This window comes from Vibrio sp. D417a (genome assembly GCF_030248595.1).
Classification (GTDB): Bacteria; Pseudomonadota; Gammaproteobacteria; order Enterobacterales; family Vibrionaceae; genus Vibrio; species Vibrio alginolyticus.
On sequence record NZ_JAHGAM010000003.1, the window covers coordinates 217,771 to 234,201 of the forward strand.

The following is a 16,431-nucleotide window of genomic DNA, read 5'->3' on the forward strand; positions in this document are numbered from 1 at the left end:
CGGAGTAGTAGATAATGCCAAAACGTACTGACATTCAAAGTATTCTAATTCTTGGTGCTGGTCCGATTGTTATCGGTCAGGCATGTGAGTTTGACTACTCTGGCGCACAAGCGTGTAAAGCTCTTCGCGAAGAAGGCTACCGAGTTATCCTAGTTAACTCTAATCCAGCAACGATTATGACTGACCCAGAGATGGCAGATGCGACTTACATCGAGCCGATTCAGTGGGAAGTTGTACGCAAGATCATCGAGAAAGAACGTCCTGATGCAGTTCTGCCAACTATGGGTGGTCAGACAGCACTTAACTGTGCGTTAGATTTAGAGAAGCACGGCGTTCTCGCAGAGTTTGGCGTAGAGATGATTGGTGCAACGGCTGATGCAATCGACAAAGCGGAAGACCGTTCTCGTTTTGATAAAGCGATGAAGTCTATCGGCCTTGAGTGTCCTCGCGCAGATACAGCGAAGAGCATGGAAGAAGCTTACAAAGTTTTAGATATGGTTGGCTTCCCTTGTATCATCCGTCCATCGTTCACCATGGGTGGCACTGGTGGTGGTATCGCGTACAACAAAGAAGAGTTCGAAGAAATCTGTCGTCGTGGTCTGGACTTATCTCCGACCAACGAACTTCTTATCGATGAGTCACTCATCGGTTGGAAAGAGTACGAAATGGAAGTCGTTCGTGACAAAGCGGACAACTGTATCATCGTATGTTCAATCGAGAACTTTGACCCAATGGGCATCCATACGGGTGACTCAATCACGGTTGCTCCAGCACAAACACTGACTGACAAAGAATACCAGCTTATGCGTAATGCATCGCTAGCTGTTCTGCGTGAAATCGGTGTTGAAACAGGTGGTTCAAACGTACAGTTTGGTATCAACCCGAAAGATGGTCGTATGGTCATCATCGAGATGAACCCGCGTGTATCTCGCTCTTCTGCGCTAGCATCAAAAGCAACAGGCTTCCCAATTGCGAAAATTGCCGCGAAACTGGCTGTTGGCTTTACGCTAGACGAACTACAAAACGACATCACAGGTGGTGCAACACCTGCGTCATTTGAACCAACTATCGACTACGTCGTAACTAAGATCCCTCGCTTTAACTTCGAGAAATTTGCTGGTGCAAACGATCGTCTGACAACTCAGATGAAATCGGTTGGTGAGGTAATGGCGATTGGTCGTAACCAACAAGAATCTCTTCACAAAGCACTGCGTGGCCTAGAAGTTGGCGCAACTGGTTTTGATGAGATGGTCGATCTGGAAGCGCCAGATGCACTGACTAAGATTCGTCACGAACTTAAAGAAGCAGGTGCAGAGCGTATCTGGTACATCGCCGATGCATTCCGAGCGGGTATGTCAGTCGACGGTGTGTTCAACTTGACTCAAATCGACCGCTGGTTCCTGGTTCAAATCGAAGAAATTGTAAAACTCGAAGAACAAGTCAAGGCGGGCGGCTACGCAGGTTTGACCAAAGAAGTGCTTCGTCAGATGAAACGCAAAGGCTTCTCTGATGCTCGCTTGTCTAAATTGCTTGGTGTCGCTGAAAGTGAAATTCGCCGTGCTCGTGAGCAGTTTGATATTCATCCGGTTTACAAACGTGTGGATACATGTGCAGCAGAGTTTTCTTCTGACACGGCTTACATGTACTCATCTTACGATGAAGAATGTGAAGCAAACCCAACAGACAAAGATAAGATCATGGTTCTTGGTGGCGGTCCAAACCGTATCGGCCAAGGTATCGAATTCGATTACTGTTGTGTTCATGCATCACTTGCGCTGCGTGAAGACGGTTACGAAACCATTATGGTTAACTGTAACCCAGAAACGGTATCTACTGACTACGATACGTCTGATCGTCTGTACTTCGAGCCAGTAACTCTGGAAGATGTACTGTCTATCGCTCGCGTTGAAAAACCAAAAGGTGTGATTGTTCAGTACGGTGGTCAAACGCCACTTAAACTGGCTCGTGCTCTAGAAGCGGCTGGTGTGCCAATCATTGGTACTAGCCCAGATGCTATCGACCGTGCGGAAGACCGCGAACGCTTCCAAGCCGCTGTTGACCGTTTAGGTCTACTTCAGCCAGAAAACGCGACAGTAACAACGATGGAGCAAGCGGTTGAGAAATCGAAAGAAATTGGCTTCCCATTAGTTGTTCGTCCATCTTATGTACTCGGTGGTCGTGCGATGGAAATCGTATACGACGAGCAAGACCTGCGTCGCTACTTCAACGAAGCAGTAAGCGTATCGAACGAGTCTCCAGTTCTGCTAGACCGTTTCTTGGATGATGCAACCGAAGTTGATATTGATGCTATCTGTGACGGTGAACGCGTCGTTATCGGTGGTATCATGGAGCACATCGAACAAGCGGGTGTTCACTCTGGTGACTCTGCATGTTCACTGCCTGCATACACGCTAAGTCAGGAAATTCAAGACAAGATGCGTGAGCAAGTTGAGAAGTTAGCATTCGAACTCGGTGTACGCGGTTTGATGAACACGCAGTTTGCTGTGAAAGACAACGACGTTTATCTAATTGAAGTGAACCCTCGTGCTGCTCGTACGGTACCATTCGTATCGAAAGCGACAGGCGCTCCTCTAGCGAAAATCGCTGCACGTGTAATGGCGGGTCAATCTCTAGAGTCACAAGGCTTTACTAAAGAGATTATCCCTCCTTACTACTCAGTGAAAGAAGTGGTTCTGCCGTTCAACAAATTCCCTGGTGTTGACCCTCTATTGGGCCCTGAAATGCGCTCAACAGGTGAAGTAATGGGTGTGGGTGCAACGTTCGCAGAAGCTTACGCGAAAGCAGAGCTAGGTTGTGGTGCGGTTTATCCTGAAGGTGGTCGTGCGCTACTGTCTGTACGTGAAGGTGATAAAGAGCGTGTTGTTGACCTAGCTTCTAAGTTAGTGAAACTGGGTTACCAGTTGGATGCGACACACGGTACTGCTGTAATTCTGGGCGAAGCGGGTATTAACCCACGTTTGGTAAACAAAGTACACGAAGGTCGTCCACACATTCTTGACCGCATCAAGAACAACGAATACACCTATATCGTAAACACGGCTGCTGGTCGTCAAGCGATTGAAGATTCGAAAGTTCTACGCCGTGGTGCACTGGCAGAAAAAGTGAACTACACAACGACACTGAATGCAGCGTTCGCTACATGTATGTCTCATACTGCAGACGCAAAAGCGTCAGTAACTTCGGTTCAAGAGTTGCACGCTAAAGTGAAAGCGAGTCTAGACGCGTAACAGATAAAAATCAGTAAGCTCATTAATCAGGGCTTACATGACAACCTCATTGCCCGCTCATTTGAGCGGGCTTTTTTATATCGAGGTTTTTCTAAAATGAAGAGCATTAAAGTGTGCTAGGAACGATTGGTATGCTTCGCTTTTGAAGATCATTAAGCTAATGATGGCAAGCAATGTACCCAAAGATGAAGAAATAGTACTACCACTTGCTGCAACAAAATTAATGCTGCAAGTGAGAATGATAAAAGAGATAGTAAGTAAGTTTATTTTTGCAGCAATACTTAATCCTTTGCTTATTGTCAGAATGTTTGGAATGCATACAAAAACAACCGTAATAGCTCCCAATGTAAGAAGGTAAGTATCTAGAGCAATGTGTTGAGTGAAAGAAAACCAGTCATTCCAAATGCTCAAGCTAATAGCCAGACCAATAGTCAATGCCAAGTATAAACATATACTTAGTGAGATGTTTGCTATGCTAATTGATTTAGTATTCAACTTTCAATTCCTCATAGATTCCAATTGCAAGATTTCTTAACTCTCCCGAATAACCGCTTCCTACTATGCTAATTGAGCCTCCAATTGCATCTAGAAGCTGATGAGAAATGGATGCGGATATTGTTGCTTGTGAATACCTCTTAGGAATTTCTCCTGACAACATTAGCTGTTTACGAGCTTTATTCGAAATGCTCGGAAGGTTTTTACGGATGATTTCTTTAGTTAATCTTGTTCTTTCTTGTCTGTTTAAGCCTTTTAGAATCTCGGGAACGCCTTTCTTAGTGGTTTGCTTAAGAGATTGAACCATTTTTATCGTTTGATATCCACTAGCGCCCGCTCCAGCTAAGGAGATGTAATCTAAAGCTTTAGTTGTATTTTGATACCACTCATTACTGTCTATATCCGATAATTTGTCTGGTGATTTAGATACCATACGGGTTCTTGCTACTCCAATAGCACATTGAGCTGTGGCAGCAACAGTAGCGGCGTGTGAGATATAGGACATAGTTACGCCCACAGGACCACTTACTGGTATTGTTAGCCCCGAACCAACTACCCCAATCCAGCCAATCGCTGCACCAATACAGCTAATGCTCGCTGATAGAAGCTCTTGATTGAATCTTGATTTTGACTCTTCCTGTTTTATTTTTTTTTGCAAATTCTTGAGATGATTGTAATTTTATCGGTTCTCGTAGAATGATAAAGGTAGGATTGATATGGCATGTGGATTTAAAGTCTCTTAAGCGTACAACGGTGAATTTGTTATCAATATAAATTACACCCGCACCGCTAGTCTCTGGTTTAGCGTCAATAACGCTGAATAGCTGATTAACATTCACTATCTGTTCGATTTTTAAGCGTAATTGCTGCTCTTTTATTGATGGTCGAGTTAGTAAGGCTTCCATTATTTTCGTTTTTTATCAGATTAAATATTTCCTATTAAGACAGCATTTTCTTTTTCTATCAAAATATTAAGAGGCTCTTGAGGTGAGGCTCTATATTTGGATGTAATTGATATTTTTAATGTATCATTCTCTAGATTTATTGACTGATGAAAATTAGGAATAGATTGGTGTCTTGACTTTCCATTGGTAGTTTTGTGAATAAGTGCTACCGTTTCTTCCTCTTTGATACCTCTTCAAAAAGGAAGTGTAGTGGAAATCACGGTTGAAATTTTGTTGGCCTTATTTTTGGTTGCGACTGCCGCAGGCTTTATTGATGCGATGGCTGGTGGGGGAGGGCTCATTACGCTCCCTGCGCTCTTGGCTGCGGGGTTGAGTCCGACTCAAGCTCTAGCAACCAATAAGTTACAAAGTTCGTTTGGCAGTTTCTCTGCTAGCTGGTATTTCGTGCGTAACGGTATTGTTAGCTTAAAGGAAATGCGTTTTGCGATACTCTGCACTTTTATAGGCGCTGCAATCGGTGCCGAGGCTGTGCAGTTTATTGATGCTAGCGTACTCACCAGTTTGATCCCTGTTCTTTTGATAGCCATTTCCCTCTATTTTTTACTCGCGCCAAGTACGCGAAAAATCGATGGAGAACCAAAGTTATCTGAAGCGATGTTTGCGCTATGCATTGGTGGCGGGATCGGTTTCTATGATGGCTTTTTTGGCCCTGGGACTGGATCTATTTTTACTGTTTGTTTTGTTGCACTAGGTCACTTTTCTTTGGTCGAAGCCACAGCTAGAACCAAAATCCTCAATTTCACGTCAAACATAGCGGCACTACTCTTTTTTATCTTAGCTGGGTTGCCAGTGTGGAAGCTTGGCTTAACTATGGCTGTTGGCGGTTTTCTTGGTGCTCAGTTAGGGGCGAAGGTCGTGGTAAGTAAAGGGCAAAAATGGATTCGTCCTCTAGTTATAGTGATGTCGATGCTTATGGCAACGAAACTTCTTTGGCAACAACATCAGCAATGGATTCTGTCAGTGCTTTAACTCGCTCGCTACGATATGTGCTGTGACGTAAGCAGATATGTATTGGTCGAACTAACTGATCTAGCTCTTCAAAGTCATAGCAGAACTTAGATGTGATATTAAGTGTCGTTAGGATAGATTTAGGGATTAAAGCGGGAGCCATACCTCCCAAAGCCAGTTGTGCTGCCGCAGTATACGAATCCATTTCCATCAAAGGTTCGATTCCGTGTTTGGATAAAATAGCTTGTTGATATGTGTTGGCAGGGTTAGTTAGGTCATTGGTCAAAATAGCTTTAGGTAGTTGTGAAAGTGAATGTCGACTGACAATTGAGAAAGGTTCATCGGCGAGGTGAAGGCTCATTAATCCATGATGAGGTGGTAGATAGCCAGCGCAAAATCCCAATGTTGCTTTGCCTGATTTCACATTCTCAATAATGCGTGGCGTATGATTGGTCGATATTCGTATGTACTGATCATGGGCAAAGTGTTCTGCCATGATCATGCTGAGGTATCCCGCCACTAAGGTTTCAGAGCAGTCCATTTTGATTAAAGAAGTATCTTCTATTTGTTGTTGATCGTGGATTTTTCCTCTTAACTCATTGAACGTGGGTTCTATTGTGTTTATGAGGGCAAGGCCATCGGAGGTCAGCTTTATGTGCCGACCATTTGGCTCTATCAATTTTTTTCCTAACTTCTTCTCTAGATTTGAAATACGTTTACTCACGGCAGATTGACTAATATAGAGTTGACTGCCTGTGCGGCTCATGGTTTTTTCTTTACTGAGGACAAGTAACGTTTCAATACCTTCAAGCAACATAATGATTAATGAAAGTTAGGAATGGTTGAGATAATTTAGCGAATTGCCCAAGAATTGGCGAATCAAATGAGCATAAATGAGAGGAGCCGACACTTGGTCGACTCCATAATGAGTGATGTTGTTGGTGTTTAACGGTTAATGGCGAAAGTTGGCAGGGATAGATGCCAACGAATCGCACCGAGACGTATAATGAGCGTTGAGATTACACCAGCGAGTAAAGCCGTTGAGTGGTCATAACCCATGTTTACCGCCATCGTATGGAAGATGCCGCCAATAATACATGCCGTAGCATAGACTTCACTTCTTAATACCATAGGAACTTCGCGAGCCAGCACGTCTCGTATAATGCCACCGCCACAGCCAGTAATAACCCCCATTATCACCGCGACCATCCCAGATGCATTGTAGGCGAGTGCCTTTTCTACTCCTATTCCCACAAATACAGCGAGACCGATGGCATCACAAACGGGTAATACCCACCATGAGAGTCGCTTGGGTCTTCGAATAACAAGCATGGTTAGTAGACACGTAACAAATATCACCCATAAGTAAGTCGTATCTGTTATCCAAAATACGGGAGTGGCACCAAGCGCCATGTCTCGGATTGTTCCGCCACCTATAGCAGTCACACTGCCGAGCACGATAACGCCGAATGGATCCATTTTTAAACGGCCCGCCAGTAATACGCCAGAGATAGCGAAAACAGCGGTACCGAACAAATCGATCATATAAAGCAGCATGGAGTCCATGTTACTTAGTACCTTTAAATAGTGTGAGAAAAAATGGGCGGAAATTGTACGGTATTTGCCACGAAATCGTTAGCGTTTTTGACGAACGCTTTTAAAGTGCTCACACACTTCCTTGATCGCGTTCAATGTGCGTGGTGTCGGACGGTTAATCCAATCAGAGTTTAGGGACCAGATGTGTTTGTTTTTAAGAGCAAGAAGCTCATTACTCCACTCAGCCCACATACCATCGTTACTCATTGCGTGACGAGAAGTAAAAATAACCTCTGGCTGGCGAGTAATGACTTGCTCGATGCTAACTTGAGGATAAGGCGCGCTGGATGCGGCGAAAATGTTCTCACCACCGCAAAAAGTAAAGACTTCACTTGGCCAGTTCTTTCCAGCGACAGTGATGATAGGCTTTTCACTCAACTGATAAAAGTAACTAACTTTCTCGTTCGTGTTGTACTGTTCTTTTAGTGTACTCAGCTGCGTTCTAAAATCTTCAGCGGCCTTTTTTCCTACTTGTGGAGTTTCGCTGTATTGGCTGAGTTGCTCAATATTATTGGCGATATCTTCTAATGAACCTGTAGTGGAGTAATAGATAGGAATACCGAACTGTTTAATTTTCTCCAACTCTTTAGCGGGGTTTCCGGCTGGCCAAGCAATCACTAAGTCCGGCTGAAGAGCAATAATGCGCTCTAATTTAATTCCTTGATAATTTGAGACTCTTTCTAGCTGCTTTGCCTGTTCTGGATAATCGCTCATTTCGCTGACAGCAACAAGCTGCTCTCCTAGCCCTGCTGCAAAGGCAATTTCGGTGGCATGTGGAGCTAAACTTATAATGCGTTGAGCGGGTTGAGCGAAGGTCGCTGTCGAAACAAACAGCGTTAATGCGAAGCATAATTTATTCATCATAATCCTTGATAAATTATTCCTAAAAGCAAACTTTGGATTGCGATCCAAGCCAGGACGCGCCAAACGAGCAGCGTATGTATTTGTGAAAGGTGAATAGCCGATGGCGCAATGCGCCCACCGATTTTTGCGCGCTCTGCACGCACACCTTGATAGATAGCAGGGCCGCATAAAGACAGTTGTAGTTTGTGTCCGATAGTACATAACACCCAGCTAGGTCCTGGTAAGGGCCAAGACTTCGCTTGCTGTTGTATTCCAGAGAGCACATTACTTGTATTCTTTCCGGCAGCTAAAAGTATGGCAAAGAGACGAAGTGGAATAATATCCAGAGTAGCAACCAGTTGAATCACAGGTTTACCAAAGGGCAAATATTGGCGTCGGCTAGGGGACCACACTCGCGCTAATTCTGTTGTGAGTCGATACATTAACGCACCAATACCACCTGTTAGTGCGTACCAAAATAGCACGCCGATCACGTTGCGGCTGTATCCCATAATCAGGGTTTCTGAGCCAGCTTTACCTATGCCAACGATCGAGAGGCTACCAGTATCGCGATTAAGATATGGTCTCAGTAATGCTCGACACTGAGCTTTGTCTTCCGAAGAGATACTTGTGACGAGCTGTTTCGTTAACGTTTCGCTGTTGCGCCAGTCTAGCGCAATGATCAATAGAACCAGTTCATATAAAGGGATTTGCCAAACAAATGGCTTTACTGCAATCAGTAATATCAAGCAAGGAAACAGCATCAAGCCTAGTGCAAGACTGCCTGAGATTACACTCTGTGAGTAATTGTGATTATTGTTCACTTTGTTGGCTAGCTGTTCTGCTAGCTTTCGCCATAAAGTGATGGGGTGCGCTGAATGGGGGATTGGCACTAGAAGGTGCAAGATCAGTGCGCCCCACATTATAAGGAGCGCACCGTTGGCATAAAATGACTGAAAAACTTCTTCCATGAATGAGTCGTTTACTTAATGAGTTCCAGCATTTTGAATACCATTTCGGAAGAGCTTTTTGCTGCTAGAGGTAGGAACTCATCAAAGCTCATTGGTGATTCTTTATCAGCGACATCAGAGATTGCACGCACAACAACAAACGGTGTGTTGAATTGGTGACAAGTTTGAGCGATAGCAGATGCTTCCATTTCTACAGCGATAACAGACGGAAAGTGTTTACGAATAAACTCTTGACGCTCAGCAGTACAAACAAACGCATCGCCAGTACAAATTAGGCCGCGAACCGCATGAGTGTTTTCCATTTGTGCTAGGGCTTTTTCTGCTAAGTCCATTAGCTTGTCATCCGCTTTGAATGCAGCTGGTTGACCGGCCATTTGGCCAATTTCATAACCAAAAGCGGTTACGTCTGCATCGTGATGACGAACTTCTGTAGAGATAACTACATCGCCAAGGTTTAAGCTTGAATCGAAACCGCCAGCAGAGCCTGTGTTAATCACAACGTCTGGTTGGTATTCATCAAGAAGGATTGTCGTGCCCACTGCCGCTGCAACTTTACCGATGCCCGATTGTAGTACGACGACTTCAACATCGTTAATTTGACCAGAGAAAAACGTACAACCTGCTTTATTTACAGTTTTGCAGTTTGTAATTGCTTGCTTCAGGATGGTCACTTCTTGTTCCATCGCACCGATGATACCAACTTTCATAACACTCTCTTTAAGTAAATATTTTAGTTGGCCGAGAGTATAGCACTCCCCGTTGGCAGTTTTCTATTTGATGAGCTTCGCTTGAGTGAGCTTTTCTCGTAATTGATCGGCGCGCTTTCTGTTTACGCCAAAGTCAGAGTAGCCCACACGAGATTCCGAGCGCACAATCAGTTGGTCTCCTGCTATTTTTAGTTCGAGGTCATCCACGAAGCGCATGATTTTAGATGTGCACTCGATACGAAGGTAGTTGCTTTCTTTCACCGCGGTTTTCGCGCCTGGCAGTTCAAGCGCAACTTGCTCAATAGCGTCGATGTTCGCTGAATCCACTAAGATGAATGGCGTTAGGTTGTATTTTTCTCGCGTGTCTTGGGTGGAGACGCAGTTTGGTTTGTCACCACAAGGTGATTGAGAACGATCCGTCATGGTTGTGACTCCTTGGCTACAAGCAGTTAAGCCGAGCAAAGTAATGGAAAGGAGAGCGGCTTTTTTCATTGTATTTACTCTTATAATTTTGTTTCTAATTATATGGATACAAAAGAAAAAGGATCCAATAACAGGACCCTTTTTGTGAGGTTAGCTGAGATTAAACTTCGAGGTAATCGAGAATGCCTTCTGCCGCTTTTCGCCCTTCATCAATTGCGGTTACGACAAGATCAGAACCTCGTACCGCATCGCCACCCGCGAAGATCTTTTCGTTGCTGGTCTGGAACTGGAACTCTTGCTTCGCTGGGGCTTTGATACGACCCCATTGATCCAAATCGACATCAAACGGTGCTAACCAGTCCATTTTGTGCGGCTGGAAACCAAACGCCATGATAACGACGTCTGCTGGTAGAACGTGCTCGCTGCCTTCAACGGGCTCTGGACGTCGGCGACCCGCTTCATCAGGTTCACCAAGTGCGGTTTTCACCACTTTGACCCCCGAGACTTTGCCTGACGCATCCACTTCCACTCCCAAAGGCTGAAGGTTGAACATGAACTTCACGCCTTCTTCCTTTGCGTTTTTTACCTCGCGACGAGAGCCTGGCATGTTGGCCTCATCACGACGATAAGCACAAACTACGTTGGAGGCACCTTGGCGAATTGAGGTACGAACGCAGTCCATTGCTGTATCACCACCACCCAGTACGACGACTTTCTTTCCTGCCATATCGATAAAGGGTTGGTTACTCTCAAGATCCATGACTTTGTAGGTGTTCGAAACTAAAAATGGCAGCGCGTCATACACACCCGGCGCATCTTCATTATCTAGACCTGCACGCATGTATTTATAGGTGCCAACGCCCAAGAAAACAGCATCGTATTCATCAAGTAGCTCTTGCATTTGGACATCTTTGCCTACTTCCATGTTCATGCGGAACTCGACGCCCATTTCAGTGAACACACGGCGGCGGTTTTCCATCACGCCTTTTTCAAGCTTGAATGAAGGAATGCCGAAGGTCAGAAGGCCTCCAATTTCAGGGTAGCGGTCAAACACGACGGGCTTAACGCCATTGCGCACTAGGATATCTGCGGCAGCCAAGCCAGCTGGGCCTGCTCCAATGATTGCGACCTTTTTATCGGTCCACTCCACCTTGGACATATCTGGCTTCCAGCCCATTTCAAACGCTTTGTCGGTAATGTACTTTTCTATGTTACCGATGGTGACGGCACCAAAGTCATCATTAAGCGTGCATGAACCTTCACATAGGCGGTCTTGAGGACAAACGCGCCCACATACTTCCGGTAGGCTGTTGGTTTGATGCGATAGTTCAACCGCTTCAAGAATACGACCTTCATTGGCAAGTTTTAACCATTGAGGGATGTAGTTGTGGACTGGGCATTTCCATTCACAATATGGGTTGCCACAATCTAAGCAGCGATCCGCTTGTGCAGTCGCCTGTTGTTTAGTGAACGGTTCATAGATTTCAACGAACTCGATCTTACGAACTTTGATAGGCTTTTTCGCAGGATCTACACGCTGCACATCGATAAATTGATAAACGTTCTGGCTCATGATTCAAACATCCTCCATGATTACTGTGCTTGAACACGCAGCTCTGCGGCACTGCGGCTCTGGTGACCAAGTAGCGTGCGAAGATCTGCCGCTTGTGGTTTCACCAAATAGAACTTTGGAATCCATTCATCAAAGTTCGCCAAAATATTTTCAGCATGACTCGACCCTGTTTCTTCAAGGTGTTCCGCAATTAGGCCACGCAAATGTTCTTGGTGGATGTAAAGATCGGACAATGAGATGGCTTCGACAGACTCAGTATTAACTCGACCTTCAAAGCTTTGGTTCTCATCCAGAACATAGGCAAAGCCTCCAGTCATACCCGCGCCAAAGTTCACACCTGTCGCACCAAGAATGGCAACAATACCGCCAGTCATGTACTCACAAGCGTTATCGCCAGCACCTTCAATGACGGCTATCGTACCTGAGTTTCGTACGCCGAAACGCTCACCTGCTTTACCGGCTGCAAATAGTTTACCGCCGGTCGCGCCGTACAGACAGGTGTTACCAATGATGGTTGCTTCATTACACTTAAATGCAGTGCCAAGGTGAGGTTTGATAACCACTTTACCACCCGCCATGCCTTTTCCCACGTAGTCGTTCGCATCGCCCGTGAGGTAAAGCTCTACACCACCTGCGTTCCAAACACCAAAGGACTGACCTGCGGTGCCGTCAAGATAGATTTTGATAGGGGAAGCCGCCAATCCTTGGTTGCCATAGCGTTTTGCTATTTCGCCAGATAAGCGTGCACCAACAGAACGATCAGTGTTGATGACATTGTAGAAGAAACTTGCCGATTGACTGTTTTCGGCCGCATGCATGGCATCATCAACGATCTTTTGGTTGAGCTCAGCTTTATCAAACGGTTTGTTTGGCTCTGTCCAAAATAGCGGATGACCCTCAGGTGATACTGGAGCTTCTAGAATATTGGATAGATCCAGCTTGGTCTGTTTCGCTGTAAATCCCTCTACTGCCTCAAGTAAATCGGTACGACCAATCAAGTCCGTCAGCTTTTCAACGCCAAGTTCGGCGAGTAATCCACGCACTTCGTCTGCCAAGCCGATGAAGTAATTCATCACCATTTCTGGTAGACCTTTGAAGTATTCTTTACGCAGTGTCTCGTCTTGAGTCGCAACCCCAGTTGCACAGTTGTTGAGGTGACAAATTCGTAGGAACTTACAACCCATAGCGACCATTGGCGCAGTACCAAAACCGAAGCTTTCTGCACCTAAAATTGCGGCTTTAACTACGTCTAAACCAGTCTTTAGACCACCGTCTACCTGTAAGCGGATCTTATGACGCAGACCATTAGCAACCAGAGCTTGTTGTGTCTCTGCCAACCCCAACTCCCAAGGGCTACCAGCGTATTTTACCGAAGTTAATGGGCTTGCTGCGGTACCACCGTCGTAACCCGAAATGGTAATAAGATCAGCGTAAGCCTTGGCTACGCCCGTTGCGATGGTGCCGACACCTGGCTCGGAGACGAGTTTTACCGAAACCAGCGCATTCGGGTTGACTTGTTTAAGGTCGAAGATCAGCTGGGCCAAATCTTCAATCGAATAGATATCGTGGTGCGGAGGAGGGGAGATCAGAGTCACGCCTTGTACCGAATAACGCAGTTTTGCGATTTCTGCGGTGACTTTGTGTCCTGGTAGCTGTCCACCTTCACCCGGTTTCGCACCTTGTGCCACCTTGATTTGCAGTACATCCGCATTAGTCAGGTAATGCGGCGTTACACCAAATCGGCCAGAAGCAATCTGTTTGATACGTGAGTTACGCTCAGTACCGAAGCGGCGAGGGTCTTCACCGCCTTCACCCGAGTTAGAGTAACCACCAAGACGGTTCATCGCCGTTGCAAGTGCTTCATGCGCTTCTGGGCTAAGTGCGCCAATGGACATTGCCGCAGAGTCAAAGCGTTTGAACAGTTCAGTGCGTGGTTCTATTTGCTCAAGTGGCAGCGGTGAGTCTGATTTTTTCAGCGACATTAAGTCACGCAGCATGGCAACAGGGCGTTGGTTTACCTGCTTAGCAAAGCTCTGATAGTCGTTACTTTCGCCAGATTTAACGGCCTGTTGCAGCGTGCCGACGACATCCGGGTTGTAAGCATGATATTCACCTCCATGGACGTACTTTAACAAGCCGCCATGATCAATCGATTTGCGTTTCGCCCATGCTTTACGAGATAAGTTTGTAAGATCTTGCTGGAAGTCGTCAAAATTCGCGCCTTCAATTCGAGTTGTGACGCCTTTAAAACACAGATCGACCACATCTTGGCTCAAGCCAACTGCTTCAAACAGTTGTGAGCAGCGGTAAGAGGCGATGGTTGAGATCCCCATTTTCGAAATGATCTTGTACAGGCCTTTGTTGATGCCGTATTGGTAGTTTTGCATCACATCGCGGTAGTCTTTCTCTAGTGCTTTATCATCAATCAGTTTACCTAACGCTTCATAAGCAAGGTATGGGTAAACCGCAGTAGCACCAAAGCCAAGCAAGACAGCAAATTGGTGTGGATCACGGGCTGTTGCGGTTTCGACAACAATGTTGGCATCGCAACGCAAGTTCGCGTCAATCAGACGAGTTTGAACGGCGCCGACTGCCATTGCTGCCGGAATTGGCAACTTACCTTTGACCAAGGCTCTGTCCGAAAGCACCACTAAAACCGTGCCTTCACGAACGACTTGCTCTGCTTGCTCACACAGATCATTAATGGCTTGTTTAAGATCTTTTTGTTGTGGGTCGTAGTTGATATCGAGAATGGTATTACGGTAATGATCGTCACTCAGCTCTAGTAGTTGCTGCATGTCTGAATAGAGCAGTACTGGAGAATCAAAGGTTACACGATGCGCGTGGCCATCGGTTTCACAGAAGACATTCATCTCCTGGCCGATGCTGGTCGCTAGCGACATGACGTGTTTCTCACGCAGCGGATCGATTGGTGGGTTGGTGACCTGCGCGAACTTCTGACGGAAGTAATCAGTCACCAAGCGCTCTTTCGAAGAAAGAACCGCCATCGGGGTGTCATCACCCATCGAACCGACGGCTTCTTGCCCCATATCACCGAGGACACGCAATACTTGATCGACTTCTTCATTGCTCATGGCAAACTGCTTTTGATAAGTCTTAAGCAAGTCTTCATCAAAGCTACGCTCACCTACTTGATCTTCAGGCAGCTGAGAGAACGGTGTTAGTTTGCGAACGTTGTTCTCCATCCATTCGCGATAAGGGTGACGAGATTTCAGGTCATTATCGATCTCGCTAGACTGCCAAAGCTTACCTTTACGAGTGTCGATGACGAGCAATTCCCCCGGACCTACACGACCTTTTTTGGCAACTTCATCTGGGGCGTAATTCCAAATCCCTACCTCAGATGCCAGAGTGATCAACTTGTCTTTGGTAATTACATAACGAGCTGGACGCAGACCGTTTCGGTCTAGGTTACAAGCAGCATAACGACCATCGGACAGTACGATACCTGCTGGACCATCCCATGGTTCCATGTGTTTGGAGTTGAAATCGTAAAACGCACGCAAATCCGGATCCATGTCAGGGTGGTTTTGCCATGCTGGCGGCACAAGCATACGCATGGCACGGAAGATATCCATGCCGCCAGCTAAAAAGAGATCTAGCATATTATCTAAGCTAGACGAGTCTGATCCTGTCTCGTTCACAAACGGTGCTGCAGTTTGTAGGTCAGGCAGCAGTGGTGACGAGAACTTATAAGCACGAGCGCGTGCCCATTGTCGGTTACCTTCAATGGTATTGATCTCACCATTATGAGCAAGGTAGCGGAACGGTTGAGCTAATGGCCAACGCGGTTGAGTGTTGGTAGAGAAACGCTGGTGGAACAGACAGATAGCAGATTCCATACGTAGATCGGCTAGATCAAGATAAAAGCGCGGTAAGTCTGCAGGCATGCATAGGCCTTTGTACACCAAAACTTGAGTCGACAAGCTACAGATGTAGAAATCCGGATCTTCGGTGATTTGTTTCTCGATGCGACGGCGTGCGATGTAGAGACGACGTTCAATGTCGCGTTCGCGCCAACCTGCCGGTGCAGAGACAAAGACTTGCTGAATATTTGGAAGCGAGTTGGCCGCAATTGGACCGAGTACTTCTGAATTAGTTGGTACTTCACGCCAACCAGCCACAGTTAGCGTCTCTTGCGCCAGTTCTTTGTTGACGATGTCTTTAGCGAGTTGAGCTTTGACTGGATCTTGGTTGAAGAAAATCATCCCTACGGCGTATTGCTTGCCAAGGTTGAAACCATTTTCTTCGGCAATAAGACGTAAATAGGAATCGGGCTTTTGTAATAGAAGACCACAACCATCACCAGTTTTACCATCGGCGGCGATACCACCACGGTGAGTCATGCGGTCAAGTGCAGAAATTGCTGTACGTACCAGCTTGTGGCTTTGTTCGCCTTCCATATGCGCGATCAAGCCAAATCCACAGTTGTCTTTCTCAAGACTTGGATCATAAAGAGCCATTGCAATTCTCCCTTTGCTTATCCGTCATCCCGACAGATATATCAACACTGCTTACGTTGATATCGATGACTAACTATGCGTCATCTTTATAGCTTTATGTATAATTATTCAGTAAAAGTTGTGAAATATTTAACATTTTTTGAGTGTTTTATTTTCATCAACTTCACAAGCTATAGCT

General features: G+C 45.8%; 11 protein-coding genes and 1 pseudogene. 2 read left to right on the forward strand and 10 right to left on the reverse strand.

Annotated elements, in window-relative coordinates; all coding sequences use genetic code 11:
• Positions 1-14: 14 nt before the first annotated feature.
• On the forward strand, positions 15-3,248 hold the full coding sequence (gene carB, locus KI742_RS03340) for a carbamoyl-phosphate synthase large subunit (RefSeq protein WP_005381854.1): 3,234 nt from the start codon (positions 15-17) through the stop codon (positions 3,246-3,248).
• Between the two features lie 75 nt (positions 3,249-3,323).
• Here carB and KI742_RS03345 read toward each other — a convergent pair whose 3' ends face one another.
• Together KI742_RS03345 and KI742_RS03350 are read right to left on the reverse strand one after the other, a co-directional pair.
• A complete protein-coding gene (locus tag KI742_RS03345; protein WP_285385156.1) occupies positions 3,324-3,743 on the reverse strand; it encodes a hypothetical protein in 420 nt (139 codons plus the stop codon).
• A pseudogene (locus tag KI742_RS03350) lies at positions 3,733-4,648 on the reverse strand (hypothetical protein). Before KI742_RS03350 ends, KI742_RS03345 begins: the two are co-directional and overlap by 11 nt.
• A gap of 249 nt (positions 4,649-4,897) precedes the next feature.
• On the opposite strand from KI742_RS03350, the gene KI742_RS03355 reads away from it, so the two are divergent.
• The gene (locus tag KI742_RS03355) at positions 4,898-5,677 is read left to right on the forward strand and encodes a TSUP family transporter (RefSeq protein WP_017821480.1); all 780 of its coding nucleotides are present in this window, start codon (positions 4,898-4,900) and stop codon (positions 5,675-5,677) included.
• Here KI742_RS03355 and KI742_RS03360 read toward each other — a convergent pair.
• The 8 genes from KI742_RS03360 to gltB form a co-directional block, all read right to left on the reverse strand.
• A complete protein-coding gene (locus KI742_RS03360; RefSeq protein WP_064353625.1) occupies positions 5,619-6,473 on the reverse strand; it encodes a LysR family transcriptional regulator in 855 nt (284 codons plus the stop codon). The two genes, KI742_RS03355 and KI742_RS03360, sit on opposite strands and share 59 nt — an antisense overlap.
• 128 nt (positions 6,474-6,601) lie before the next feature.
• Positions 6,602-7,222: a TRIC cation channel family protein gene (locus tag KI742_RS03365; RefSeq protein WP_005387377.1), complete on the reverse strand. Its 621-nt coding sequence runs from the start codon at positions 7,220-7,222 to the stop codon at positions 6,602-6,604.
• Between the two features lie 69 nt (positions 7,223-7,291).
• Positions 7,292-8,113: a vitamin B12 ABC transporter substrate-binding protein BtuF gene (gene btuF / locus KI742_RS03370; RefSeq protein WP_017633625.1), complete on the reverse strand. Its 822-nt coding sequence runs from the start codon at positions 8,111-8,113 to the stop codon at positions 7,292-7,294.
• Positions 8,113-9,066 (reverse strand): cobalamin biosynthesis family protein, encoded by a 954-nt coding sequence (locus tag KI742_RS03375; RefSeq protein WP_005381839.1) that lies wholly within the window; start codon positions 9,064-9,066, stop codon positions 8,113-8,115. The genes btuF and KI742_RS03375 overlap by 1 nt, the downstream gene beginning before the upstream one ends.
• Before the next feature lie 11 nt (positions 9,067-9,077).
• A complete protein-coding gene (mtnN, locus tag KI742_RS03380; RefSeq protein WP_005381837.1) occupies positions 9,078-9,773 on the reverse strand; it encodes a 5'-methylthioadenosine/S-adenosylhomocysteine nucleosidase in 696 nt (231 codons plus the stop codon).
• Positions 9,774-9,836: 63 nt separating this feature from the next.
• Positions 9,837-10,265, reverse strand: coding sequence for a DUF1499 domain-containing protein (locus KI742_RS03385; protein WP_025768418.1), 429 nt, complete (start codon positions 10,263-10,265; stop codon positions 9,837-9,839).
• A 91-nt stretch (positions 10,266-10,356) separates the two neighbouring features.
• Positions 10,357-11,769 (reverse strand): FAD-dependent oxidoreductase, encoded by a 1,413-nt coding sequence (locus KI742_RS03390; RefSeq protein WP_005381833.1) that lies wholly within the window; start codon positions 11,767-11,769, stop codon positions 10,357-10,359.
• Positions 11,770-11,789: 20 nt separating this feature from the next.
• Positions 11,790-16,253 carry a glutamate synthase large subunit gene (gltB, locus tag KI742_RS03395; RefSeq protein ID WP_285385158.1) on the reverse strand — a complete coding sequence of 1,488 codons (4,464 nt, stop codon included), beginning with the start codon at positions 16,251-16,253 and terminating at the stop codon, positions 11,790-11,792.
• Positions 16,254-16,431 lie beyond the last annotated feature (178 nt).

Excerpts from the sequence above, each read along its gene's own strand:
- KI742_RS03375 (WP_005381839.1), bottom strand. The coding sequence starts at position 9,066 with ATGGAAGAAGTTTTTCAGTCATTTTATGCCAACGGTGCGCTCCTTATA.
- KI742_RS03360 (WP_064353625.1), bottom strand. The coding sequence starts at position 6,473 with ATGTTGCTTGAAGGTATTGAAACGTTACTTGTCCTCAGTAAAGAAAAA.
- btuF (WP_017633625.1), bottom strand. The coding sequence starts at position 8,113 with ATGAATAAATTATGCTTCGCATTAACGCTGTTTGTTTCGACAGCGACC.
- KI742_RS03385 (WP_025768418.1), bottom strand. The coding sequence starts at position 10,265 with ATGAAAAAAGCCGCTCTCCTTTCCATTACTTTGCTCGGCTTAACTGCT.
- carB (WP_005381854.1), top strand. The coding sequence starts at position 15 with ATGCCAAAACGTACTGACATTCAAAGTATTCTAATTCTTGGTGCTGGT.
- KI742_RS03390 (WP_005381833.1), bottom strand. The coding sequence starts at position 11,769 with ATGAGCCAGAACGTTTATCAATTTATCGATGTGCAGCGTGTAGATCCT.
- mtnN (WP_005381837.1), bottom strand. The coding sequence starts at position 9,773 with ATGAAAGTTGGTATCATCGGTGCGATGGAACAAGAAGTGACCATCCTG.
- gltB (WP_285385158.1), bottom strand. The coding sequence starts at position 16,253 with ATGGCTCTTTATGATCCAAGTCTTGAGAAAGACAACTGTGGATTTGGC.
- KI742_RS03365 (WP_005387377.1), bottom strand. The coding sequence starts at position 7,222 with ATGGACTCCATGCTGCTTTATATGATCGATTTGTTCGGTACCGCTGTT.